Origin of the sequence: Bacillus sp. SH7-1, assembly GCF_008042405.1 — a bacterium.
GTDB lineage: Bacteria > Bacillota > Bacilli > Bacillales > Bacillaceae_G > Bacillus_A > Bacillus_A thuringiensis_N.
In genome coordinates this window covers 40,844-65,345 of the sequence record NZ_QNUD01000010.1, presented here as the reverse complement: position 1 = coordinate 65,345, position 24,502 = coordinate 40,844, and the positions used below count along the sequence as shown (strand labels likewise).

The following is a 24,502-nucleotide window of genomic DNA, read 5'->3' as shown; positions in this document are numbered from 1 at the left end:
TTTTACATTAAAATTAACTAATAATTGTAAATTTTCTTATTGCATTTCCGTTTCGTTCGTTATATTATTTATTTGTGTTCTTGTTAAAGAACGTAAATGAATATTGCATACTTCAAATAATATAAAACAACGGAGAGGAAGAGAAACGATGAAATTAATTTGGAAGGTGATTAGCAACGTTATCTCATTTGTTTTATTTGCGTTGATGGTTTGCTTAGCTTTTGTAGTTATTTCTTCAAAAGCGAGCGGTGGTGATCCAACTGTGATGGGATATCAATTTAAGAGCGTTCTTTCAGGATCGATGGAACCAACATTTTTAACAGGATCAATCATTGCGATAGAGCCGAAGAAAGATGGTTCTAAATATCAAAAAGGTGATGTTATTACCTTTAAAGAGAAAGATGAAAAAATTATCACTCACCGTATTATTGGTGTGAAAGATACAAATGGAAAAGTAATGTATGAAACAAAAGGGGATAACAACAACGGCCCTGATTTAGAACCAGTGCTTGCGGAGAATGTCATTGGGAAATATGCAGATATTACAGTTCCTTATGCAGGGTATGCATTAAACTATGCAAATTCAAAAGCTGGAGCTGCTTTGCTTCTTATTATTCCAGGAGTCTTTTTACTAGGCTATTCCGCGATTTCTATTTTTAGTGCTATTCGTAGCATAGATGGAGAAAAGAAAGAGAAAAAAGTAGAACAATCCGTCTAGTTCGTTTGGTTATACTTTCCGGTTAGGAAGTTGACAAATATATAGATTAAGGGGATATGGACATGACTTTAAAGAAAAAATTAGGAATGGGTATCGCATCAGCAGTATTAGGGGCTGCATTAGTTGGCGGAGGAACATTTGCATTTTTCAGCGATAAAGAAGTGTCAAATAATACATTTGCGACTGGTACGCTTGATTTAGCGTTAAATCCATCAACAGTTGTTAATGTATCGAATTTAAAGCCTGGTGATACAGTTGAAAAAGAATTTAAATTAGAAAATAAAGGGACATTAGATATTAAAAAAGTACTACTAAAAACAGATTACAATGTAGAAGATGTGAAGAAAGATAATAAAGATGATTTTGGTAAACATATTAAAGTAACATTCTTAAAAAATGTAGACAAGCATGAAACAATCGTAAAAGAAACAACGCTAGATAAATTGAAGGGTGACACACTTACTGCGGTAAATAACGATTTAGCTGCTTGGTTCTGGGATGAAAAAGGTATTTCAGCAGGTAAATCTGATAAATTCAAAGTGAAATTTGAATTCGTTGATAATAAAAAAGATCAAAATGAATTCCAAGGCGATAAGTTACAATTAACTTGGACGTTTGATGCACAGCAAGGCGATGGTGAAACAAAATAATAAGGACAACAAAAAGAGACTATCAAAAGTGATAGTCTCTTTTCCTGCTAAAAGTGAAATGTAAAAAGAAACATAATTTTTATATCATTTTGTAATTCACTTTATTATAATAAAGATATAGTTCTTGATAAAGAACGAGTTGTTCGATAGGAGAGATTAAAATGCTGAAGCAACCTCGTAAATTCAAAAAGATGCTTATATTGCCATGTTTGTGTTCTATTACTTTTTATTTAGGCTCTCAAATGATGACTTATACAGAAGCAGCTTTCATTCATGAAACGAAAGTAGAGGCCACTATTTCTACAGCAAGTATTTTTCCAAAAACAGTTGATCAATTAATAGAACAAGCTAAGCAGCATAAGGAAGTCATTTTGCATGAGTATGAAGGGATGAAATCAAAAGAAACTGCTACCTCCACTCAAGAGTTAGAACAGGCGCTTGTTACATGGAAGCAAGGGCGTGAGAAAATAGTTGCTGAGAGAGAAGCGTTACAAAAAGTATATAAATCAATAGAAGAACCTTATAATCAAGTACAAGAAGAGTTAAAAGGAAATGCAACTGAATCGAATAAGCAAGTATTCTCGTATGTGAATGCTGGTTTTCATATAGTGAAAGAAAACTGTGAGTATGTTGATAAAGAAGTTAATTTACAGGTGATTGATAAACAAATTCAAGATTTTGAGAAGTTATTAGTAGATGAAACAGCAAAACAAGTGAGTGAGGCTGAGAAACAAAAGGAATTAGAAGAGAAGAAGAAACAAGAGGAAGCGAAAAAACTAGAAGAGAGTAAGAAACAAGAGGAAGCGAAAAAACTAGAAGAGAGTAAGAAACAAGAAGAAGCGAAAAAACTAGAAGAGAAGAAACAAGAAGAGGCGAAAAAACTAGAAGAGAAGAAGAAACAAGAAGAAGCGAAAAAGCTAGAAGAAAGTAAAAAACAAGAAGAACAGAAAAATAAAGATAGCAAGTAAATTATGGTAATATTTCAAAGTAGATAGGGATTATAAAACAAATAGGTGAGAGAGCACTATCACTCGCCTATTTTTCGTGACCTTTTTATTTTATTTAGCCACTTAGAGGGAATTAGACGGATGAAGGCTACTAATTAGTGGGGGATAGGTCAAAAAAACAACAATTTTTCTTTATTTCTCAAAACTTTACGGAAATTTCAAAATAATATTGAGAAATAAAAATAACTGAAAATATTAATAAATATGTGTTGTATTTATATAGGTATGTTCGTTATAATGAACATAAGGTTTTTAAAAAAGAACAAATATTAGCTTAGCTAATATAGCTTTAGTTATATCTCTTATTTTAAATAAGAGATAGCAATAAAAAATATAAAAAACAGCTAGGGGGAATTGATTGTGAGTCTGAAAAAGAAATTAGGTATGGGAGTTGCATCAGCAGCATTGGGGTTATCTTTAATTGGTGGAGGAACATTCGCTTACTTTAGCGATAAAGAAGTATCGAACAATACATTTGCAGCTGGGACGTTAGATCTTACATTAGACCCTAAAACGCTTGTAGATATTAAAGATTTAAAACCAGGGGATTCTGTTAAAAAAGAGTTCTTATTAAAGAATAGCGGTTCATTAACAATTAAAGACGTTAAACTAGCGACAAAGTATACTGTGAAAGATGCAAAAGGCGATAATGCTGGTGAAGACTTTGGTAAGCACGTTAAAGTGAAATTCCTTTGGAACTGGGATAAACAAAGTGAGCCTGTATATGAAACAACTTTAGCAGACTTACAAAAAACTGACCCAGATCTTTTAGCTAAAGACATCTTTGCTCCTGAATGGGGAGAAAAGGGTGGATTAGAAGCTGGTACAGAGGATTATTTATGGGTACAATTTGAATTTGTAGATGATGGAAAAGACCAAAATATCTTCCAAGGTGATTCATTGAATTTAGAATGGACATTCAATGCTAACCAAGAAGCTGGAGAAGAAAAATAATAAAAAAGCGGGTATCCCCCGCTTTTTTTTATAAAGAAAAAAGAAGTGCCGATTGTAAGCACTTCTTTCTATTTATTATTTTTGATCTTGCTTCCATTTTGTAAATTCAAGAAATTCACGAAATTGTTCTTTGGAGACGCCGGAGCTCATCGCATCTTTAACGAGTTGTGTCCATTCGGAGTCTAGGTGATTTTCCTTTGTTGTTTCATCATGAAGTAGAGTGTCAACTGGAATTTGTAGAACTGCTGCGATCTTTTCAAGAAACTGAATGGAAGGGTTTTTTTGTAAATTTCGTTCTATAGAACTAATGTAAGATTTAGCAACACCGGCTTTTTCGGCAAGTTCAGTTAATGAAATACCTTTTTGTAAACGCAGGCGTTTTATACGTTCTCCAATCATATTTGCGCACCTTTCTATCAATATGTCGTCGTCTTATGATGTCATTATTATAACATAAACTTCGCTAAAAAGAACAAACCTATTGAGCCTGGCTTGATGGTTTCGTACGTTGGAAAAAATGTTCGATATCTTGTAGAGCGATACCAGCGTCTAGAGCTTCAAGTATTAAATCAATCCATTCTTGATCCAATGCGTCAGTCTTATCTTTGTACAAATGTAATTCCTCCCTAATTATCGGTCATAACTGCTGCTACAGAATACGTGATAATGCAATCGGATTTTGTATTTTTATGTAGTGAATTATCAAATATTTTGTAGATAAAACAAAGATAAAATCCCCATTAAATTCCCTCTATGGAAATTATAAAGTTTCTGACAAATATTTTCAATATTTTCAGAAAACATTGTTGAATTGTGATATATTCGTATGCTAACTATGGAATTTTTACAAATATATTAAAAACATTACATAATATGACTAAATATTGAAAAAATATTGAATTTTTAATAAAATTCAATTTGTAATACATATTATTTATTAGGGGAGGAAATAAGGGATGAACAAGAAACCGTTCAAAGTGTTATCATCAATTGCTTTGACAGCTGTATTAGGCCTTTCGTTCGGAGCTGGTACTCAATCTGCATATGCTGAAACGCCTGTGAATAAGGCAGCTACGAGCCCAGTGGATGATCATTTAATTCCGGAAGAGCGTTTAGCAGATGCGCTAAAAAAACGTGGGGTAATTGATTCGAAGGCTTCAGAGAAAGAAACAAAGAAAGCTGTCGAAAAATATGTAGAGAACAAAAAGGGTGAAAATCCTGGGAAAGAAGTAACAAATGGGGACCCACTTACGAAAGAAGCATCTGACTTTTTAAAGAAAGTAAAAGATGCGAAAGCAGATACGAAAGAAAAATTAGACAAACCAGCAACAGGAACACCTGCAGCGACAGGCCCAGTTAAGGGTGGTCTAAATGGTAAAGTACCAACTTCTCCAGCAAAGGGAAAAGAATATAACGGTGAAGTTCGTAAAGATAAAGTACTCGTTTTACTTGTAGAGTACGCTGACTTTAAACATAACAATATTGATAAAGAACCTGGTTATATGTATACTGACGATTTTAACAAAGAACATTATGAAAAAATGTTATTCGGTAATGAGCCATTCGCATTAGAGGATGGTAGCAAAATCGAAACGTTTAAACAATATTATGAAGAGCAATCTGGCGGTAGTTATACAGTAGACGGAACAGTTACAAAATGGTTAACAGTTCCTGGTAAAGCTGCTGATTACGGTGCAGATGCTGCTACAGGTCATGATAATAAAGGACCAAAAGGACCACGTGATTTAGTAAAAGATGCATTAAAAGCAGCTGTAGATAGCGGTATTGATTTATCAGAGTTTGACCAATTCGATCAATACGATGTAAATGGTGATGGAAATCAAAAACAACCGGACGGTTTAATCGATCACTTAATGATTATTCATGCAGGTGTTGGACAGGAAGCGGGCGGTGGTAAATTAGGTGACGATGCAATTTGGTCACATCGCTGGACAGTTGGACCAAAACCATTCCCAATTGAAGGTACACAAGCGAAAGTTCCATATTGGGGCGGAAAGATAGCGGCATTTGACTACACAATTGAACCAGAAGATGGCGCAGTTGGTGTATTCGCGCATGAATATGGTCATGATTTAGGTCTTCCAGATGAGTATGATACAGACTATACTGGTCATGGTGAGCCAATTCAAGCTTGGTCTGTTATGAGTGGCGGAAGCTGGGCTGGTAAGATTGCAGGAACAACGCCAACGAGTTTCTCACCACAAAATAAAGAGTTTTTCCAAAAAACAATTGGTGGTAACTGGGCGAATATCGTAGAAGTAGATTACGAGAAATTAAATAAAGGTATCGGTCTAGCAACATATTTAGACCAAAGTGTTACGAAATCAGCAAGACCAGGTATGATTCGCGTGAACTTACCTGATAAAGATATAAAAACGATTGCTCCAGCATTTGGTAAGCAGTACTACTACAGCACAAAAGGTGACAATCTTCATACAACGTTAGAAACACCACTGTTCGATTTAACGAATGCAACGAATGCGAAATTTGATTTCAAATCGTTATATGAAATCGAAGCAGAGTATGATTTCCTTGAAGTACATGCTGTAACAGAAGATGGGCAAAAAACGCTAATTGAAAAACTTGGTGAGAAAGCAAATAGTGGAAATGCAGATTCGACAAATGGAAAATGGGTTGATAAATCATATGATTTAAGCCAATTCAAAGGTAAGAAAGTAAAATTAACATTTGAGTACATTACAGATGGTGGTTTAGCATTAAACGGTTTCCTACTTGATAATGCTTCATTAACAGTAGATGGTAAAGTAGTATTCTCTGATGATGCAGAAGGTACACCGCAATTTAAATTAGATGGTTTCGCAGTTTCTAACGGAACTGAGAAGAAAAAACATAACTACTATGTAGAGTGGAGAAATCATACTGGATCAGATAGCGCATTGAAATTTGCTCGCGGTCCAGAATATAACTCTGGTATGGTTGTATGGTATGCAGACTCAGCTTATACAGATAACTGGGTTGGTTTACATCCAGGACATGGTTTCCTTGGTGTAGTTGACTCTCATCCAGAAGCAATTGTAGGAACTTTAAATGGTAAACCGACAATTGACAGTAGTACACGATTCCAAATCGCTGATGCGGCGTTCTCATTCGATAAAACGCCAGCATGGAAAGTTGTATCTCCAACGCGTGGAACGTATACGTATAATGGCTTAGCAGGTGTGCCGAAGTTTGATGATTCGAAAACGTATATTAATCAACAGATTCCAGATGCAGGACGTATTTTACCGAACCTTGGCCTAAAGTTTGAAGTAGTAGGACAAGCTGATGATAATTCTGCAGGTGCTGTTCGCTTATATCGTTAATACAGTAAAACTACCGAGAGATTTTCTTTCGGTAGTTTTTTGTGAGCAATGAATTTTATATAAAAGAAGAAATTATATATAATGTAACTTTACGAATAGAAATTTATTATATATGAAGTCTATATAAATAATGAAAGAATTGGATAAAAATAGTGGGGGAAGGTGAATAAATGAGCGTTTCTTCTATTGTAAATAAACAAAAGGAATATTTTTATAATGGCCATACGCGAAGTGTAGCAGTGAGAAAGAATAATTTGAAGAAGCTTTATGAAGGCATTCAGCGTTTTGAAGAAGAAATATTTCAGGCGTTGAAATTAGATTTAAATAAGTCAGTTCATGAGTCCTTTACAACGGAAGTTGGGTATGTATTAAAAGAAATTTCCTTTCAATTGAAGTATATTTCATCGTGGAGTAAACCAAAGCGAGTTCGAACAGCACTCACTCATTTTGGATCAAAGGGGAAAGTAGTGCCCGAACCGTACGGTGTGACGCTTATTATTGCACCTTGGAACTATCCGTTTCAATTAGCAATTGCACCACTTGTAGGAGCGTTGGCAGCTGGAAATACAGTTGTTTTAAAGCCGTCAGAGTTAACGCCAAACGTTTCAAAAGTGCTTACGAGAATGTTAGAGGAATTATTCCAAGAAGAGCTTGTAGCGGTAGTAGAAGGCGGTGTAGAAGAGAGTACGGAATTGTTAAAGGAACCATTTGATTATATTTTCTTTACAGGTAGTGTCGGTGTTGGAAAAGTTGTGATGGAAGCTGCTGCGAAGGAGTTGACGCCACTTACGCTAGAACTTGGCGGAAAAAGTCCGTGTATTGTACATAAAGATGCGAAAATAGATGTAACAGCAAGACGAATTGTGTGGGGGAAGTTTTTAAATGCAGGGCAAACGTGTGTAGCCCCGGATTATATGTATGTGCATGCTTCCGTGAAAGAACAGTTAATCGAGGCATTACGACACGAAATTGCGGAGCAGTATGGCAAAGAGCCACTGCATAATGATAATTACGTGCGAATTGTGAGTGAGCGTCATTTTGAACGATTATGTCGATTTTTACAAGATGGTCAAGTCGTAATTGGCGGGAACTATAAGAAAGATACATTACATATTGAACCGACAGTAGTAACGAACATTACATGGCAAGATGCGGTTATGGAAGATGAAATTTTTGGTCCGATTTTACCAATTGTAGAGTACGACAACATAGAAGAAGTAATTGACACAATTCAGCAACATCCAAAGCCATTAGCGTTATATGTATTTTCTGAAGATAAAGAAGTACAAAAGAAAGTGACGAGTAATATTTCATATGGCGGAGGCTGTATTAATGATGTTGTCTATCATCTTGCAACGCCATATTTACCTTTTGGGGGTGTCGGTAGTAGTGGATTAGGGAGTTATCATGGGGAAGAAAGTTTTCGGACTTTTTCACATTATAAAAGCATTTTAGCCCAATCTACGGCATTTGATATGAAAATTCGTTACTCTTCTACAAAAAGTGCTTTAAAATTCATACGAAAGTTGTTAAAATGATGATGGTGTTTATCAGTAGGCGTAGCCGTATGATAATAGCCCCTTCGCAATGGAAGGGGTTTTTCTGTTCGACGTTATGTATCGTGCGAAAATGAATCAAACATACTACATAAAGAATAGAAGCGAACGCTTGTTAAATAATCATTTTTGTTTGGATCGAAACGAAAAATAGTCTATAGAACATAAATATTTATTCATGAATATAAAAATTTAAATTTAAGGTAGATAGGACGGGAAAATGAAAAAGATTATTAAAGTTGAAGCAGTAGAAAAACATTTTGGAAATCAAGTGATTATCCCACCTCTTTCTTTAGATATTAAAGAAGGAGAATTTTTAACAATTTTAGGACCGAGTGGTTGCGGGAAAACGACGTTACTTCGTATGATCGCAGGTTTTGAAACTCCAACTAAAGGGAATCTTTTATTAGATGATGAAAAGATTAACGATTTGCCACCGTACAAGCGTCATATGAATTTAGTGTTCCAACATTATGCGCTATTCCCACATATGAATGTGGAGAAAAATATTTGTTTCGGTATGAAAATGCAGAAAGTACCGGCAGCAGAGCAGAAAGAGCGTGCTGAAGAGGCAATGCGTTTAACGCAGTTACTTGAGTTCCGTAATCGTAAACCTGCGAAGCTTTCTGGTGGACAGCAGCAGCGTGTAGCAATTGCGAGAGCGATTGTAAATAACCCGCGTGTATTATTACTAGATGAGCCACTTGGGGCGTTAGACTTTAAGTTAAGAAAAGACTTGCAACGTGAATTGAAAAACTTACAACGTAATTTAGGAATTACGTTCATATATGTAACTCACGATCAAGAAGAAGCGATGAGCATGAGTGATCGTATTGTCGTTATGAATAAAGGACATATTGAACAAATCGGAACGCCGAAAGAAATTTACAATAAGCCAAAAACGATGTTCGTTGCAACATTTATCGGTGAAAATAATATTGTGAAAAACGGGGAAGGCTATGTAGCAATTCGCCCTGAAAACGTAAAGGTACGTTCGGTTGAAGAGCCGATTTTAAAAGAATACCATCTTGGACATATTGAAGATATTGAGTTTGTTGGAAATATGGAAAAGCTGTATGTACGTGACGAGAAAACATCAGAATTACTAATGGCATATCAAACTGCTGAAGAAGCAACGCAGTGGAGCATTGGAGATAATGTATACGTAGGCTGGGAGCAAGAGGACGAGGTGACCTTAAATTGAAAAAAGGGAAATTACTCGCACTACCTACAGTCGCGTGGCTGTTAATCTTCTTCCTAATTCCCCTTCTGTTTGTATTGGCATTTGCCTTCATGCAGCGCGGAGCATATGGGACAGTGGAAATGCAATTTACATTAGAAAACATAGCACGTGTATTTGACCCATTATATATGGGGACGTTATGGGAAACAGTGAAAATTGCGGTTATTACCACAGTAATATGTTTACTGATTGGTTATCCATTTGCATATACAATTACAATTGTTGATCGCAAATATCGTTCGATTCTTTTATTATTGGCAACGATCCCGTTTTGGATTAACTTCCTTGTTCGTTCATACGCATGGATTGTTATTTTACGTTCACAAGGTCTTGTAAACACATTGCTATTGAAGCTAGGTATTATTAGTGAACCTTTAAATTTACTATATAATACACCTTCTGTAATACTCGGAATGGTATATTCTTTATTACCATTTATGATTTTACCAGTGTATGCAGCGATTGAGCAGCTTGATAAGCGTAAGCTAGAAGCAGCTTATGATTTAGGGGCAACACCAGTAAAGGCATTTTGGAATGTTACAGTACCAATGACGATGTCAGGGATTGCTACGGGTTCTATTTTAGTGTTTGTTTCTTCTATCGGAATGTTTGTTGTATCAGACGTTATGGGTGGATCGAAAGTAGCATTAATCGGAAACGTAATTCAAAATCAATTCTTAGGAGCGCGTGATTGGCCGTTTGGATCTGCGTTATCTATGATTGTTGTTCTATTCTCTGTTCTGTTAATTTACTTATATTATCGTGCAACGAAAGTATATAAATATGATGGGAACGGGGGGGAATAGGCAAAGATGAAGAAGTTTTTAGTTTCTTATTCTTGGTTAATTTTATTGTTCTTGTATTTTCCAATGATGGTTTTAATGGTGTATTCCTTCAATGATTCTCGCATTAATGCGGAATGGGAAGGATTCACATTCCATTGGTATACAGACTTATTTCAAAAACAAGATGTTATTGATGCGTTTGTAAATAGTATGACGATTGCGGTCGTAACGACGATTGTAACGACTGTTCTTGGTGTGATTTTCGCAATTGCATTACATCGTTATAAATATCGTTATGAAGGTGCTATTAATGGTCTTGTGTATTTACCAATTTTAATTCCTGATATTTTAATGGGATTATCTTTACTCATTTTATTTAGTCAATTAGGTATGGAACTTGGTAAAACAACAATTATTATTGCACACATTACATTTAGTATTTCATTTGTTGTCGTTATTTTAGCAGCACGCCTTTCTGGTATGGGACGTGATTTAGAAGAGGCTGCGAATGATCTAGGAGCAACGCCGTGGCAAACGTTTCGTTATGTAACGTTCCCAGCAATTGCACCAGGAGTTATTTCAGCCGCATTATTAACATTCACATTATCAATTGATGATTTTGTAATTAGTTTCTTCGTATCAGGACCAGGATCAACAACATTGCCATTATACATTTACAGTATGGTTAAGCGCGGAGTATCACCAGAAATTAATGCACTTTCTACAATTTTAATTGTAGCTATCGTAGGATTAATGGTTCTATCTGAAATCTTCCGTAACAAAGGTGCAGATGGTGAAGAAAACTCTGGAGGACACCTTCCTTTATAATACGAACGATATAGAAAGTACGAGGGGGTAATAAACCGATGAAATTAATGAAAAGATTAGCCGGCGCGGCAATTAGCTTTAGCCTTGTTGCTGGTGTACTTGCTGGTTGTGGTGAAAAAAAAGAAGAGTTAAACATTTATAGCTGGGCTGACAATTTTGATGAGCAAGTGCTAAGAGATTTTGAAAAGAAATATAACGTGAAAGTTAACTATGATAAGTACGCAAGTAATGAAGAAATGCTTGCGAAATTACAAGCAGGTGGCGCGAAGTATGATTTAATTCAGCCGTCTGATTACATGGTTAAAACAATGGCGAAAATGGATTTATTAGCGCCGTTAGATAAAAAGAATATCCCGAATATCGAAAATATGGTTTCTAATTTCAAAACACCTGCGTTTGATCCCGAGAATAAGTATTCTCTAGTATATACTTGGGGCGTAACAGGTATTGCATACAATAAAAAGTATGTGAAGGAAGCACCTACAAGCTGGGCTGACCTATGGAACGAGAAATATAAAGGGCATGTAACTTTATTAAATGATTCTCGTGAAGTATTAGGAATGGGTCTTAAGAAGCATGGATTCTCAAACAGTACGAAAGACGATGCACAGTTAAAGACAGCAGCAACTGATTTACAGAAGCTACTTCCAAACTTATTAGCATTTGATACAGATAATATTAAACAAAAATTCATTACAGAAGATGCTTGGATCGGAACAGTTTGGTCTGGAGATGCAGCATTTATCGCAAAAGATAATAAAGATGTAGAGTACGTTGTACCAAAAGAAGGCGGCACAATTTGGGCTGATACGTTAGCAATTCCAAAAGGTGCAAAAAATAAAGAGCTTGCAGAAAAGTTTATGAACTACTTATTAGATGAGAAAGTAAGTGTGAAAAACTACGAGTCAATTGGATACAGTAATCCTAATGAAAAAGCTCATCCTCTTCATAGTAAAGAATATCGTGATAACCATATGATTTTCTTAACGAAAGAAGAATTAGATCGTACGGAATGGCTTGTTGATGTAGATGATAAGCTAAAAGACTATGATCGTTACTGGACAGAATTAAAAACAAAAGGTAAATAAGTAAGAAAATGCGGTTTCTAAAGTAGAAATCGCATTTTTTCATAGTAGTAGGAGGAAATCGTTTGAAAAAGAAGTTACATCAATATGAGCTAGTATGTATCGGTTTATTACTTGCTGTTTTTAGCATTGTTGCTTGGCGAGTACATGCTGGTGGCGTTACAGTGATGGATACATATGTCCGAGGATTAGTAAAAGGATTACAAACAGAAGGTTCGCTTACATTTTTCTCACACTATACAAAATTAGGGTCTGCCATTGGGATTGTAACTACGCTCGTTATAAGTTTACTTGTTTTTTGGAGAAAACGTTATTATGCTGCGATGATCGTGTATCCAATGGGTATTTTAACAACACATCTTGTGAATAAAGGGATAAAAGAAATTGTGAAAAGGGAGCGTCCGTCGTTAAATGAAGCATTTGATGCGCTTGGGTATAGTTTCCCTAGTGGGCATGCAATGTTATCTATTATGACATTCGGATTTCTTGCTTATATCATTGCGGCAAATTTGAAAAATGTGACTGGGAAATATGTTATAACGATTTTGATAGGAATAGTAATTGTATCGATTGGATTAAGTAGAGTTATTTTAAATGTACATTACCCAACTGATATTTTAGCAGGTTATTGCGTAGGGGGGATTTTGTTACTTATGGCGATTTATTGCCATCGTTTACTTACCGAGAGATTGGGGCTTAATAAAGAAAGATAAAAAACGTCTGGAAAAACTATCATTATAGTGTTTCCAGACGTTTTTTGTTTGCATGAAGATGTGATACAGTATAAGTGACAATTGAATTATGTAAAGTAGGTGAAAATGTGTGAAAACAAATGTACATAAAGTAGATAAGTGGGGAAAGTTAGGAGCGTTTTTGTATCAGTTTCGTTATACAGTAATTGTAGCATTATTATTGGTTGCGATAGCACTTGGTATTTTTGCTCCAAAGCTACCGGGAGTATTAGGTGGCGATGGCTTTCAAACAGAAGGGGACTATCAAAAAACGAAAGAAATTTTAGATAAAGATTTTAAGCGGTCTCAAGATACGCTCCTACTCGTTTTTGAAAAAAATAAGGGTGTTTCACATGAGGAATTTCAAAAGCAAGTAGAGGGAATTGTAAAAGGTGTACAAGAGAAAGAGACATATGAATCTTTCCATCATCCAGTGCAAAATAAAGAAATGTTACAAGATGATATCGGCTATGCGACAATTTTATTTTCCGGGAAAACAAATAAGGAACGAATGGAAACGACATTACAATTTGCTGATAAAATCGAAAAGGAAAGTAATGCAGCATTAAAAGTAACACCTACAGGGTTTCCAAAAATTAATCAAGAGATTAATGAAAGAACGCAAAATGATTTAAAAGTAGCAGAGATGATTGGGTTACCGATTGCATTCCTCGTATTACTATTTTCATTTGGTAGCCTTTTGGCATCTATTTTACCAATTGTAAATGGGGCACTTAGTGTTATTAGTACGATGGGCATATTATACTTTATAGGTAGCGATAAAGAACTATCTATCTTTGTGCTAAATGTTGCACCGATGATCGGACTTGCGCTATCTATTGATTTTGCACTATTATTTGTAAATCGCTTTCGAGAGGAAGTTGCAAAGCGAACGGTAAAAGAAGCGATTGCAATTACATATCAGACAGCGGGGCGCGCGATCGTATTTTCAGGATTATGTGTATTTGTTGGATTATCCGGCTTGTTTTTCTTTAAGATTGATTATATTCAGTCTGTCGCAATTAGCGGAATGATTGTTGTGATTATGAGTATTTTATTTTCACTCACACTTCTACCAGCGCTATTATCATTAATTGGTAAACGAATATTAAAAAAGAATCAAGTAGCACATAGGCCGGCAAAGGCGTGGCGTAAATTTGCACAATTTGTAATGAAACATCCAATTGCGATGATTATTGTTGTTACAACATTTATTGTTATTTGCTTATTACCATTACGTACAGCTAATTTGCAGTTCCCTGACGTGGAAGCTCTACCTAAACAAAGTGATACAAGAATTGCATATGAAAAATACGAAGAAGCATTTAATGAAACTGCAAAAACACATGCTGATGTTACATTAGTGGTAGAGACGAAAAAAGATATGAAAGAAAAAGAAAGTTTACAAAAGGTAGAAGAAGTCGTTCAAAAGTTAAAAGATGATAAGAAAGTATATGAAGTAAGAAGCATATACGACGGGTTAATTGGTATGAAAGCAGATCAAGTTGCTGGATTATTAGAGTCGCCAGAAGCAGCGAAACTAGCTCCTGTATTTGAAGCATATACGAAAGAGAATAAGACTACGATAGAAATCTTCTTGAAAACGAAACCGCGTACTGAAACTGCTAAACAGTGGGTTCGTGATTTTAAACAAAACTATAAAGAAATGAATGTTACGTATTATCTAGGCGGAATGACGACGTTCCAACAAGAGTTAGAAGATGAAATTAAAGATAAAGTTGCGATTGGTATGTCTGTTATATTTGGATCGACCTTCGTTATATTATTATTTGCATTTCGATCTATACTCATTCCGATTAAGGCGATTATTATGAATATACTTAGTTTAAGCGCAACAATTGGAATTGTTGTTTGGTTATTTGAAGGTGGACATTTTGGTTTAGAAGCGAGTCCAGTTCTATTTGTCTTACCAATCTTCATTTTCGGCCTCGTCTTTGGGCTTAGCATGGATTATGAAGTCTTTCTTATTTCGCGTATTCATGAACTGTATGAAGAAACAGGAGATAATGATCAAGCAACGTTAGAAGGACTTGTGTCAACAAGTAGAATTATTACGTCCGCCGCATTAATTATGATAGTTGTTACCGGTGCGTTCGCCTTTACTGATATTTTACCAGTACGGCAAATGGGGCTTGGTGTTGCATTAGCGATATTCCTTGATGCAACAATTATTCGTCTTATGCTCGTACCAAGTTTAATGAAATTGTTTGGAGACTGGAACTGGTGGTTACCATTTCGAAAGAAAAAAGAAAAATCATCATAAAAAATACTCATCTATAAGATGAGTATTTTTTATGAATAGCAAGACCTACATTTTGCAAATAGTATGTGATAAGAACATTACATATTAAGTAGGTGAAGGCAATGTTTCGTTATTTTAAGTTTAAGTTAAATGATACAGTACAGTTTGCAGAAAACGATGGGCATATGTATCGCATTGTCGGTTATCGGTTAGAAAAAGGATTTTATCCAAAAGATGAATGGACTCATATCATTTATGAATTGCTTAGAGATTTTGATGGGTATACGATGGATGCGGAAGAAGAGGAACTTGTAAAGGTCATTCAAGTAGAGGATGAGTATTACAAAATACAAGAAGTATCGGGCTATCGTTATCCAGTAAAAATGAAGCAAAAACAACAAGTGATGAAAGTAGAAAAGATGGATGACTTATTAGATACGTATAATGACTATAAAAGACTGGCGGATTTCTTTAAAGATTTATCTTATGAACAAAAAGCGGAAGAAGTATTGCAGGAAATGAAAAGACGTAGAGCATGAGGGGGCAGTCTACTATAAGGCTGTCCTCTATTTTTGACGGTGCATCAAATTGTATTTTCCGTTACAATGAGAGAATCAATAGAAATAAGGTGATACAGTATGGAAACGAAGAAAAAGGGCGAATGGTGCGAAATTACTGTTCCAGCGAAATGGAATGGTATAAGTATTGATTCGTTATTAAAAATAGAATGGGAAATACCGAAAAAGTTGTTACATCAGCTTCGTATGGAAAAAGGTGTTACCGTTAACGGGGAACAGAGAAGATGGAATGAGCTTTTAAAAGAAGGCGATAAGTTACAAGTTCATATGTTTATGGAGGAAGAATACGGTGTAGAGCCTGAATATGGTGAATTAGATGTAGTATATGAAGATGATCACGTACTCATTGTAAATAAGCCTGAGAAGATGGATACGCATCCTGCTGAAAAAGGTGGAACGGGAACACTTGCAAATCTTGTTGCTTTTCATTATCAAGTGCAAGGTTTAGAGACGAAGGTTCGTCATATTCATCGATTAGATAAAGATACGACAGGTGGTGTCGTATTTGCTAAGCATAGAATTGCTGGTGCAATTATGGATCGTTTATTAATGGAACGAAAAATTAAAAGAACATATGCGGCGCTTGTGGAAGGGAAAGTAAAAAAGAAGCAAGGAACAATTGACGCAGCTATTGGAAGAGATCGCCATCATGCGACGAGACGACGTGTTTCTCCGAAGGGAGACCAAGCTATAACATATTATAAAGTAGAGAAGTATTTTAAAAACCAAAATGCTACGCTCGTCACGTTACAATTAGAAACAGGTAGAACGCATCAAATTCGTGTTCATATGAGCCATAACGGTAATCCGTTAGTTGGAGATGTATTATATGGTGGACAAACGAAATATATGTCGGGGCAAGCGTTACATGCGATGAAGATAAACTTCTTACATCCAATTACGAAAGAAGAAATTGAAGTTGATGTATCATTTCCTACGAAATTAAATAATACAATGAAGGAATTTCAAAGAATGAATGCATAAAGTGTAAGTTTAAATTTGAGAAAAGTAGATTTTTGCAGGATTTTCTCTAAAAGAAGCGAAGCCGTTAAGAGAAAAGAGAGGTGAGAATCACTTGATCAAATATAAATATATACTAGGAATATTTTTCGCTTGTCTTTTAGTTACTCTATGTCTCTATCCATATTTACCGAATCAGATGGCAGTACATTGGAATGAAAATGGTCGGCCGAATGAGTTTGTGAGTAAACAAATTGTTATAGCACTTATTCCTTGTCTTATTATTTTCTTACATGGATTGATGTATATTATTTCACATAATATATATAAGTTTAATGAAGACGAGCATGTCATTATAAGTGGATTTCTAAAGACGATTACTTTATTTATGTTGTTTATCCATATGCTCATTCTCTTTATTAATTTTGGAAGCATGATATCCTTTCAAACAGGACTAACAATTGGGATTAGTATGTTTCTTTTTATGCTTAGTAAGGCGTTTAAAAAAGTTCAGAGTACGGAAAAAGACCCAATCAAATTAAAAAAGATCCGTTTAGTGAGTAGGCGGATTTTTCAAGTGATGGCATGTAGTATATTGTTTTCATTGTTTTTGAACTTGAAATGGGGATTTTATGTGTTACTTAGCGTAATAAGTGGTGGTTCTATTTTGTTTATGTTCTATGCTTTATACTCATACATAATAGAAAGTTATGAAACGTAAAAAAGAGTCTTCTCATTATGGGAAGACTCTTTTAATCTATTTACTTCGTAATAAATTGTTGTGTCCAGTAGTTGCCGCTTTCTACATAGCCAACACCGATGTGAGTGAAGCCATTATTTAAGATGTTTGCACGGTGTCCAGCACTGTTCATCCAAGCTTGTACTACTTCTTCAGGTGTACGTTGGCCTTGAGCGATGTTTTCACCTGCAGATGTATAAGAAATACCAAATTTCTTCATCATGTCAAACGGAGACCCGTATGTAGGGCTGTTATGATCAAAGTAGTTATTTTTTTGCATATCTTCAGATTTAATGCGTGCTACTTTGCTTAATTCAGTGTCGATTTTTAAAGCTGGTAAACCTTGTTTTGCACGCTCAGCGTTTGTTAATTCAACAACACGTTGTTCGAACTCGCTTAAAGATTTTGCTTCTTCAGCAGGCTTTTGCTCAGCAGGTTTTTGTTCAGCAGGTTTTTGAGTATTGTTGTTTTCAGCAGGCTTTTGAGCTTCTGGTTTTTGAACTTCTTCAGCAGGCTTTTGCTCAACTGGTTTTTGCTCAGCAGGCTTTTGAGTTTCTGGCTTAGCTGTTGGTTGCTCAGTTACAACATTTTCAGTAGGTTGTTGACCAGGAATAATGCAATTTGGTTGGAAGTTTCCTTGTTGCCATTGTGCTAATGACTCAACGCCCATAGATTGTAAGAATGCTTGTAATTCTTGTTGGCTCATTTGTTTCATCATTACTTTTGAATGCTGAATATTTTGAACCTTGATATTAGATGGTTGTACTGTTGCAGCTTGTGCATCTAAAGAAGATACTCCTAAAGTAAGAGCTGTTGCAGCAGCTACAGATAATAAAACACGCTTTTTCATGATGTGTGTCCCCCTATATAAAGTTTTAATTTGTTTTCACACGATTTGTTTTTGACAGCCTGTCTGACTGACAAATTCATCGTAGCACACAATTTACGAGAAAAAAGATGGAAAAAAATTCATAGACTTTAAAATTACCTAATTTATCCTAAGGAGAGGAAAGAGGAGAAATAAGAGAAACATAGAGTATAAAAGGAATTTTCAGCATTTTTATACTTGGTGTTAAGAGTGATTTTTTGGATAAATATACCTATATTAAAAATGAGGAATCCCATTGTATCAATGGTTTGAGCATTTTTTTGAGGAATATAATGGATTGATTTTTACAAAACTGTAATGTTTCTGTTGTTCTTTTTTATAATAAAGTAACATATTTTTAATGTTGTAGCGGACAAAAAAGCGGCTATCTCTTTACATAGACGAAGGAGATAGCCGTTTTCCTATTATTACGTATGTTACGAGTTATTACGAGTTGGTTTCAATTGCTTCTAATAGTAAATCTACAATGTGAATTCCTCTCATTTTATGAGAAATGCCTTCGCGCTCAATACCTAGTTTCATTTGTAATAGACAACCTGGATTTGCAGTAACGATGGTTGCTGCGTCTGTTTCATCTACACGGTCCATTTTGTAATCTAGAAATTCCATTGATAACTCTGAATGAACAATATTGTAAATACCAGCAGAACCACAGCAGCGGTCCGCATCTTTCATTTCACGGTATGTTGCGCCTTGGATTGCTTCTAATAACATACGAGGTTCAGAAGATGTTCGCATAACATTGCGTAAGTGACAAGAGTCTTGATACGTAATAATTTGCGGCGTGAGTCGTAAGTCGTTTCGTTTATGGAAATCTAGTTCTACTAGAATAGCAGTAATATCTTTAATTTTAGAAACAAACTGCTTTGCACGTTCAGCCCACTGTGGATCATCTTTTAAAAGATAATCGTAGTCTACGAGGTAAGCCCCACAACCACCAGCATTCGTAATAATATAGTCGATGTTTAAATCTTCGAATGCTTTTATATTGCGTTTCGCTAATTCTTTTGCTCCACTTTTCTCACCAGCATGCCCATGTAATGCCCCGCAGCAACTTTGTGTTTTCGGAATAACGATATCACAACCGGCTAACTGAAGAAGTTTCATCGTTGCGTTATTTGTTTCTAAAAACATCGTATCCATTAAACAACCTGTGAAGAATGCAACTTGTTTCTTCTTTGTACTTTCAGCGGGTAAAAATTCAGGACGATCTTTCATTGCTTTCATTTTAGGGACTTTTGGTAAAACAAGATCCATCGTTGCAAGTGTTTCAGGGAATAACTTCATAACCCCTGTTTTATGTGTTAGCGTTTGTAAACCAGAACGCTGATAAAATCCAATTAATCCTGTTAATGTTCTCATTCGATTTTGATGCGGAAATAGTCCTTCAAACACGACTTTACGAACAGCTCTCACTGGCATTGAGAACTTTTTATTTTGATTAATAATATCACGGGCTTCTTCTAATAAATGGCCATAATTCACACCAGATGGACAAACAGGTTCACAAGCACGGCAGCCAAGGCAAACGTTTAATGTGTTTTCAACATCTTCATCTGGCTCAATTAAACCGTCAACGACCGCTTTCATTAATGCGATACGTCCTCGTGGTGAATGTGATTCTTTATATCCAGATTGAATGTAAGTAGGGCAAGTTGGTAAACAGAAACCGCATCGCATACAATTTAGTAGTTCGTCTTCACTTAATCGTTCTTTAAATTCTTTTTGAATGTTTTCTTTATTTAATGTTGTCATCGCTCAACCACCACTCTTTTGCGAGTGTCCTTCGCGAACATCTTTCCTGGATTCATAATGTTATTTGGATCGAAGGCTCGTTTAATTCCCTGCATAGCAGCAATACCTTCTTTACCTAATTTCATTTCTAAATACGGAGCTTTCATCGCGCCAACACCATGTTCACCAGTGATCGTGCCACCAAGTTCGATTGCTTTCGCAAATATTTCAGCAAAAGCTTGTTCAGCTCGGTGCATTTCTTCTTCGTTGCGAGCATCTGTCATACAAGTTGGGTGTAGGTTGCCATCGCCAGCATGCCCAAACGTACAAATAGGAATATTATATTTTTTGGCAATGGCATTAATAGCTTCAACCATCGGAGCAATCTGTGAGCGTGGTACTGTTGCATCTTCTAATATTGTAGTAGGCTTTAATCTTGCAAGTGCTGATAGTGCACTACGACGAGCCGTCCGAAGTGCATCTGCTTCCGCTTCATCTTTTGCAACGCGAACATCGACCGCGTTCATAGAGCGGCAAACGTTAGCCATTTTTTCAATATCGCGATTGACAACTTCAGGTGGACCATCTTGTTCAATTAATAAGATTGCTTTTACATCAGTTGGTAAACCGATTTGTGCAAATTCTTCTACTACTTCAATTGTCGGCTGATCTAAAAACTCAAGTGTCGCTGGAATGATTTTATTTGCAATAATAGAAGAAACAGCACGTGCAGCTTCGTTAATATCTTCATATAGTGCAAGCATCGTTTTCTTTGTTTCAGGCATAGGAACAAGTTTTAATATGGCTTCAGTTACGACGCCAAGCGTTCCTTCAGAACCAATAAATAAACGAGTTAAATCGTAACCAGCTACATCTTTTGCTAATTTACCACCAGTACGAATAATATCGCCATTTGGTAGGACAAGTTCAAGACCCATCACATAATCACGTGTTACGCCATATTTTAATCCGCGTAATCCACCTGAGTTTTCATTAATGTTACCGCCGATTGTAGAAATTTTCATCGAGCTTGGATCTGGTGGGTAAAATAAACCTTTTTCTTCTACCGCTTTAATAATATCAAGCGTAATAACACCAGCTTGTACAGTAATTGTTAAATTCTCTTCATCAATTTCTAAAATGTTATTCATATGGCGGAAGATAAGGACGATACCGCCTTCAAGTGGACATGTCCCTGCGCAAAGATTTGTTCCAGAACCACGAACATATACAGGAATTTTGTGAGTGTTACATACTTTTAACACCTCAGCTACTTCATTTGTATTACGAGGAGCAATGACTGCATCAGGCATCGCTTGGAAGTTTGGAGTGGCATCATAACTATACGTTAAACGCCCCATATTGGATGTATCTACATTATCTTCGCCAACAATGGATACGAATGAATGAATAATTTGCTTTTCTAACATTGGAAATCCCCCTCAAACTGTTAACGTAATTAGTCATAATAAAAAACGTTGTCACAGTGCTTTCATTATAATGATAAAAAAGTCGGGGGATTCTTTCTATGTATGATCATCTAAATATTAATCTATTTTATCGCTCTTTTTTGTTTGATTATCCAATAAAAGGAGCGAGAAGTATAAAATATTTAAGTCTTTGAATTCTTTCGGGTCAAGTCCTGTAAGCTCATCAATCTTTTTAAGCCTGTAATGCAATGTGTTAATGTGTATGTGTAATTGCTTCGCTGTTTGTTTATAGGATTGGTTATAATCGATAAATAAGCGTAAAGTGTGCATAAGCTCAGGCGATGATAGTATGTTTTCGATGGTGCGCCTTAGAAACTGTTCCCGCGTTTCAGCAGAAATATCTTGTAAGCACATTTCTAAACGTAAATCTTCATTAAATACAATTTTTTTCGTTTCAAGTGATACGGAAAGAGCTTGTAATGCTTGTTCGTATGATAAGTTCATATTGTTTGGCGTAACGGATTGTCCAATCCCAATATATAAAGGAATAGAAAATAAAGTTTCACAGTCTTGTTTTAGTCGTTTTAAAAATTGATACGTTTGCTCTTTGGAGTTTGTGGCTGTAAATAAAATAAATCGATCATTTCCCCAGCGAACAAATAGGTGTTCCTTTGTTAATAGATTGCGTACGTGTTGCCAAATTTTACGCTGAAGCATCGTGTCATTTTGATCGATAGAGAACAAAATAAGTTGTTTCTTCTTATATAAATCAATACCAAGTGTTTTTGCGCGATCGAGAAAGCTTGGAGACCAGTCTATATTTTGAAGCCAATCAAAGACAAATGCTTCATAAGAACGGTGTTCAAGTTCTAGTTGTTCTAAAAAGTAGTTTTCATGAATGAGTAGTTCGGTCATTTTACGTAATATTTCTCCGTATTGTGAAATGTTTTCAGGTTCGCCTGTAATTCCAATGACACCAATTACTTCGTCATGGAATAGTAAAGGGAGGTTCATACCGGCCTTTACGCCATGCAAACGTCGTTCATCATCTTTTGTAATAATGACAGTTTTCTTTTGTTTCGCACAGCGGAGTGCGCCTTCATGAAATTGGCCGATTCTTTCTATATCTGTACTTGCGATAATGACGCCTTGTATATTAATGATAATGATATTTTCTTTAATTAGTCTGCGTACTTCTCGTACAATTTTATTCGCTAAATCAGGAAAAAGCATAATTTGCACACCTCAAATTCTATTTGTTGTACATTATATATGTAAATGAAGTAAGAAAGGGAAATTTCACACTTTCCACACATTTATTTGTTATTTTACAATTATAACGAAATCATCCGAAGATGGAGGGAATCTTTTGAGAAAGTATGTTTTTCTTCTCTGTTTTTTATTTCTATTAGTAGGGTGTCAAGGAAGTTCATATACACCGATTGCTAAAGATAAAAGCATTATTATAACAACGAATATAAAAGAAGGTAGTATTAGTTTTGTTGATAAACAAACTAAAAAGTTAATTACGACATGGGAACTTAATGAACCAATGGCAGGAATTGCACTACTTCCAAACGGCGAGGATATACTTGTATATGGTAAGCAGTTAGAGTACATGTATGTATATTCACTAGCCGAAGGACGACAAGTGGAAAAATATAAAACTGGAAAAGGTATTGTAAATGTGATTGTATCCGGAGATGAGAAACAATTATTTGCTGCCGATCAAAATGCCCAAAAGGTAAGGTTCTTTACGATAAAGGGTAAAGAGACAGGAAGTGTGTCAACCGGAAAAGGGCCAATAACGATGGTAGAGTACCATAACCAGTTATCTGTATTAAACTTTTATGATACGAAGCTAACGACAATTGATTCAAAGAAAAAAGAAGTGATACAATCCTTTATGATTCCCCCAGCGTCAACGGGAGCGACAATTAGTCCGGATGGGAAAGAAATATGGATTGGCGGACATGGTGATGGAAATCAAGTCAATGAGAAAGTATTAGTGTATTCTTTGCAGAGCGGAGAAATGGTACGTTCTTTACACGCTCCGTTTATGCCTGTGAATATAACGAAGGATAATAAGTATGTATATGCATTAAGTCACGGTTCAAATACGCTTAGAAAGTTTGATGTTAGCACGTATAAAGAGGAGGCTTCTGTAGAAGTAGGATCGAACCCATTTGCATTTTTGAAGAGCGGAGCAGAAGGGTACGTAGCAAGTTATGATAGTGATGAAGTATGTGTCATGGATATGAAGAATTTGAAAATAAAACAAACAATTAAAGTAGGAAAAGGGCCATTTCAACTCATAGAGAGGGAAGGGAAGGACAATGGATAAATATAGGGTATTAGTTGTAGATGATGAAAGTGATATGAGGCAGCTTGTTGGAATGTACTTAGATAATTTCGGATACGAGTGGGGAGAAGCTGAAAATGGAAAAGAGGCTCTAAAAAAATTAGAGACGGATCATTATGATTTTGTTGTACTAGATATTATGATGCCAGAGATGGATGGACTTTCAGTTTGTAAAGAAATTAGAAAAACGTCAGATGTGCCAATTATATTTTTAACAGCAAAAGGTGAAGAGTGGAATCGGGTGAACGGCTTACGTATGGGAGCAGATGATTATATTGTAAAGCCATTTAGTCCTGGTGAACTAATCGCTCGTATGGAAGCTGTATTAAGACGTTATACAAAGCAAGAACAACAAGAGGAGATTCAGTTTGGACCGATTCTTATTAATGAAAAAAGTAGGAAAATTGAGGCTAATGGTGAACCGATTTCTCTTACAGTAAAAGAGTTTGATTTACTCTATTTTCTTTGCCAACATACGGGACAAGTATTTAGCCGGGAACAATTGCTGGAAAAGGTATGGGGATATGATTATGCCGGAAGTACAAGGACAGTAGATACGCACGTGAAAACGATGCGTTTGAAGCTTGGAGAAAGTGGAAACTACATTCAAACGGTTTGGGGTGTAGGCTATAAATTTGAGGTGTAA

23 protein-coding genes are annotated in these 24,502 nt (G+C 35.7%); 17 read left to right on the top strand and 6 right to left on the bottom strand.

The genetic code is table 11. The features are described 5' to 3' along the window. Nucleotides 1–148 precede the first annotated feature (148 nt). From sipW to calY, 4 genes are all read left to right on the top strand, one after another. Complete coding sequence (gene sipW / locus DN390_RS12100; RefSeq protein WP_063224542.1) at nt 149–718, top strand: signal peptidase I SipW; 570 nt, start codon at nt 149–151, stop codon at nt 716–718. 62 nt (nt 719–780) lie between these two features. After that, the gene (locus DN390_RS12095) at nt 781–1,368 is read left to right on the top strand and encodes a CalY family protein (RefSeq protein ID WP_000172840.1); all 588 of its coding nucleotides are present in this window, start codon (nt 781–783) and stop codon (nt 1,366–1,368) included. Nucleotides 1,369–1,529: 161 nt separating this feature from the next. Next, nucleotides 1,530–2,336, top strand: coding sequence for a DUF4047 domain-containing protein (locus tag DN390_RS12090; RefSeq protein WP_098535495.1), 807 nt, complete (start codon nt 1,530–1,532; stop codon nt 2,334–2,336). A gap of 399 nt (nt 2,337–2,735) precedes the next feature. Beyond that, a complete protein-coding gene (calY, locus tag DN390_RS12085; protein ID WP_000053730.1) occupies nt 2,736–3,329 on the top strand; it encodes a biofilm matrix protein CalY in 594 nt (197 codons plus the stop codon). Nucleotides 3,330–3,404: 75 nt separating this feature from the next. Here calY and DN390_RS12080 read toward each other — a convergent pair whose 3' ends face one another. Beyond that, on the bottom strand, nt 3,405–3,728 hold the full coding sequence (locus DN390_RS12080; protein WP_000578882.1) for a helix-turn-helix domain-containing protein: 324 nt from the start codon (nt 3,726–3,728) through the stop codon (nt 3,405–3,407). A 79-nt stretch (nt 3,729–3,807) separates the two neighbouring features. Continuing rightward, nucleotides 3,808–3,942 (bottom strand): anti-repressor SinI family protein, encoded by a 135-nt coding sequence (locus tag DN390_RS12075; protein WP_060630024.1) that lies wholly within the window; start codon nt 3,940–3,942, stop codon nt 3,808–3,810. A 343-nt stretch (nt 3,943–4,285) separates the two neighbouring features. Between DN390_RS12075 and inhA1 the strand changes: the two genes are divergently transcribed. The 11 genes from inhA1 to DN390_RS12020 all read left to right on the top strand — a co-directional run bounded on the left by inhA1 (nt 4,286) and on the right by DN390_RS12020 (nt 17,423). Next, entirely contained in the window at nt 4,286–6,673 is a 2,388-nt protein-coding gene (gene inhA1, locus DN390_RS12070; protein ID WP_097949618.1) for a M6 family metalloprotease immune inhibitor InhA1, read from the top strand. 170 nt (nt 6,674–6,843) lie between these two features. After that, nucleotides 6,844–8,211: an aldehyde dehydrogenase gene (locus DN390_RS12065; RefSeq protein ID WP_147807422.1), complete on the top strand. Its 1,368-nt coding sequence runs from the start codon at nt 6,844–6,846 to the stop codon at nt 8,209–8,211. 238 nt (nt 8,212–8,449) lie between these two features. Then, the gene (potA, locus tag DN390_RS12060; protein WP_060630027.1) at nt 8,450–9,433 is read left to right on the top strand and encodes a spermidine/putrescine ABC transporter ATP-binding protein PotA; all 984 of its coding nucleotides are present in this window, start codon (nt 8,450–8,452) and stop codon (nt 9,431–9,433) included. Continuing rightward, complete coding sequence (potB, locus tag DN390_RS12055; protein WP_000715494.1) at nt 9,430–10,278, top strand: spermidine/putrescine ABC transporter permease PotB; 849 nt, start codon at nt 9,430–9,432, stop codon at nt 10,276–10,278. The genes potA and potB overlap by 4 nt, the downstream gene beginning before the upstream one ends. A gap of 6 nt (nt 10,279–10,284) precedes the next feature. Then, nucleotides 10,285–11,085 carry a spermidine/putrescine ABC transporter permease PotC gene (gene potC, locus DN390_RS12050; protein ID WP_000714205.1) on the top strand — a complete coding sequence of 267 codons (801 nt, stop codon included), beginning with the start codon at nt 10,285–10,287 and terminating at the stop codon, nt 11,083–11,085. A 38-nt stretch (nt 11,086–11,123) separates the two neighbouring features. Then, a complete protein-coding gene (gene potD, locus DN390_RS12045) occupies nt 11,124–12,173 on the top strand; it encodes a spermidine/putrescine ABC transporter substrate-binding protein PotD (protein WP_000772504.1) in 1,050 nt (349 codons plus the stop codon). A gap of 62 nt (nt 12,174–12,235) precedes the next feature. After that, nucleotides 12,236–12,883: a phosphatase PAP2 family protein gene (locus DN390_RS12040; RefSeq protein ID WP_097949622.1), complete on the top strand. Its 648-nt coding sequence runs from the start codon at nt 12,236–12,238 to the stop codon at nt 12,881–12,883. A 109-nt stretch (nt 12,884–12,992) separates the two neighbouring features. Next, nucleotides 12,993–15,185, top strand: a complete 2,193-nt coding sequence (locus DN390_RS12035) for an MMPL family transporter (protein WP_147807421.1) — start codon at nt 12,993–12,995, stop codon at nt 15,183–15,185. Between the two features lie 101 nt (nt 15,186–15,286). Continuing rightward, the gene (locus tag DN390_RS12030; RefSeq protein ID WP_060630031.1) at nt 15,287–15,703 is read left to right on the top strand and encodes a hypothetical protein; all 417 of its coding nucleotides are present in this window, start codon (nt 15,287–15,289) and stop codon (nt 15,701–15,703) included. 99 nt (nt 15,704–15,802) lie between these two features. Then, nucleotides 15,803–16,726 carry an RluA family pseudouridine synthase gene (locus tag DN390_RS12025; RefSeq protein WP_097949625.1) on the top strand — a complete coding sequence of 308 codons (924 nt, stop codon included), beginning with the start codon at nt 15,803–15,805 and terminating at the stop codon, nt 16,724–16,726. A gap of 91 nt (nt 16,727–16,817) precedes the next feature. Continuing rightward, nucleotides 16,818–17,423, top strand: a complete 606-nt coding sequence (locus tag DN390_RS12020) for a DUF1648 domain-containing protein (protein ID WP_060630033.1) — start codon at nt 16,818–16,820, stop codon at nt 17,421–17,423. Between the two features lie 40 nt (nt 17,424–17,463). Here DN390_RS12020 and DN390_RS12015 read toward each other — a convergent pair whose 3' ends face one another. From DN390_RS12015 to DN390_RS12000, 4 genes are all read right to left on the bottom strand, one after another. Beyond that, nucleotides 17,464–18,291, bottom strand: coding sequence for a CAP domain-containing protein (locus tag DN390_RS12015; protein ID WP_087994482.1), 828 nt, complete (start codon nt 18,289–18,291; stop codon nt 17,464–17,466). Between the two features lie 465 nt (nt 18,292–18,756). Further along, nucleotides 18,757–20,085, bottom strand: a complete 1,329-nt coding sequence (locus DN390_RS12010) for a (Fe-S)-binding protein (RefSeq protein ID WP_147807420.1) — start codon at nt 20,083–20,085, stop codon at nt 18,757–18,759. Further along, nucleotides 20,082–21,494, bottom strand: a complete 1,413-nt coding sequence (gene glcD, locus DN390_RS12005; RefSeq protein ID WP_147807419.1) for a glycolate oxidase subunit GlcD — start codon at nt 21,492–21,494, stop codon at nt 20,082–20,084. The genes DN390_RS12010 and glcD overlap by 4 nt, the downstream gene beginning before the upstream one ends. A 117-nt stretch (nt 21,495–21,611) precedes the next feature. Continuing rightward, the gene (locus tag DN390_RS12000; protein WP_147807418.1) at nt 21,612–22,727 is read right to left on the bottom strand and encodes a CdaR family transcriptional regulator; all 1,116 of its coding nucleotides are present in this window, start codon (nt 22,725–22,727) and stop codon (nt 21,612–21,614) included. Between the two features lie 136 nt (nt 22,728–22,863). On the opposite strand from DN390_RS12000, the gene DN390_RS11995 reads away from it, so the two are divergent. Then, a complete protein-coding gene (locus DN390_RS11995) occupies nt 22,864–23,838 on the top strand; it encodes a YncE family protein (protein ID WP_147807417.1) in 975 nt (324 codons plus the stop codon). Then, nucleotides 23,831–24,502, top strand: a complete 672-nt coding sequence (locus DN390_RS11990; RefSeq protein ID WP_147807416.1) for a response regulator transcription factor — start codon at nt 23,831–23,833, stop codon at nt 24,500–24,502. The genes DN390_RS11995 and DN390_RS11990 overlap by 8 nt, the downstream gene beginning before the upstream one ends.

Coding starts and splice junctions, on each gene's coding strand:
- potC (WP_000714205.1), top strand. CDS start 10,285: ATGAAGAAGTTTTTAGTTTCTTATTCTTGGTTAATTTTATTGTTCTTG.
- DN390_RS12025 (WP_097949625.1), top strand. CDS start 15,803: ATGGAAACGAAGAAAAAGGGCGAATGGTGCGAAATTACTGTTCCAGCG.
- DN390_RS12030 (WP_060630031.1), top strand. CDS start 15,287: ATGTTTCGTTATTTTAAGTTTAAGTTAAATGATACAGTACAGTTTGCA.
- inhA1 (WP_097949618.1), top strand. CDS start 4,286: ATGAACAAGAAACCGTTCAAAGTGTTATCATCAATTGCTTTGACAGCT.
- DN390_RS12015 (WP_087994482.1), bottom strand. CDS start 18,291: ATGAAAAAGCGTGTTTTATTATCTGTAGCTGCTGCAACAGCTCTTACT.
- potA (WP_060630027.1), top strand. CDS start 8,450: ATGAAAAAGATTATTAAAGTTGAAGCAGTAGAAAAACATTTTGGAAAT.
- DN390_RS12000 (WP_147807418.1), bottom strand. CDS start 22,727: ATGCTTTTTCCTGATTTAGCGAATAAAATTGTACGAGAAGTACGCAGA.
- DN390_RS12065 (WP_147807422.1), top strand. CDS start 6,844: ATGAGCGTTTCTTCTATTGTAAATAAACAAAAGGAATATTTTTATAAT.
- glcD (WP_147807419.1), bottom strand. CDS start 21,494: ATGTTAGAAAAGCAAATTATTCATTCATTCGTATCCATTGTTGGCGAA.
- DN390_RS12010 (WP_147807420.1), bottom strand. CDS start 20,085: ATGACAACATTAAATAAAGAAAACATTCAAAAAGAATTTAAAGAACGA.
- DN390_RS11990 (WP_147807416.1), top strand. CDS start 23,831: ATGGATAAATATAGGGTATTAGTTGTAGATGATGAAAGTGATATGAGG.
- DN390_RS12095 (WP_000172840.1), top strand. CDS start 781: ATGACTTTAAAGAAAAAATTAGGAATGGGTATCGCATCAGCAGTATTA.
- potD (WP_000772504.1), top strand. CDS start 11,124: ATGAAATTAATGAAAAGATTAGCCGGCGCGGCAATTAGCTTTAGCCTT.
- sipW (WP_063224542.1), top strand. CDS start 149: ATGAAATTAATTTGGAAGGTGATTAGCAACGTTATCTCATTTGTTTTA.
- DN390_RS12090 (WP_098535495.1), top strand. CDS start 1,530: ATGCTGAAGCAACCTCGTAAATTCAAAAAGATGCTTATATTGCCATGT.
- DN390_RS12080 (WP_000578882.1), bottom strand. CDS start 3,728: ATGATTGGAGAACGTATAAAACGCCTGCGTTTACAAAAAGGTATTTCA.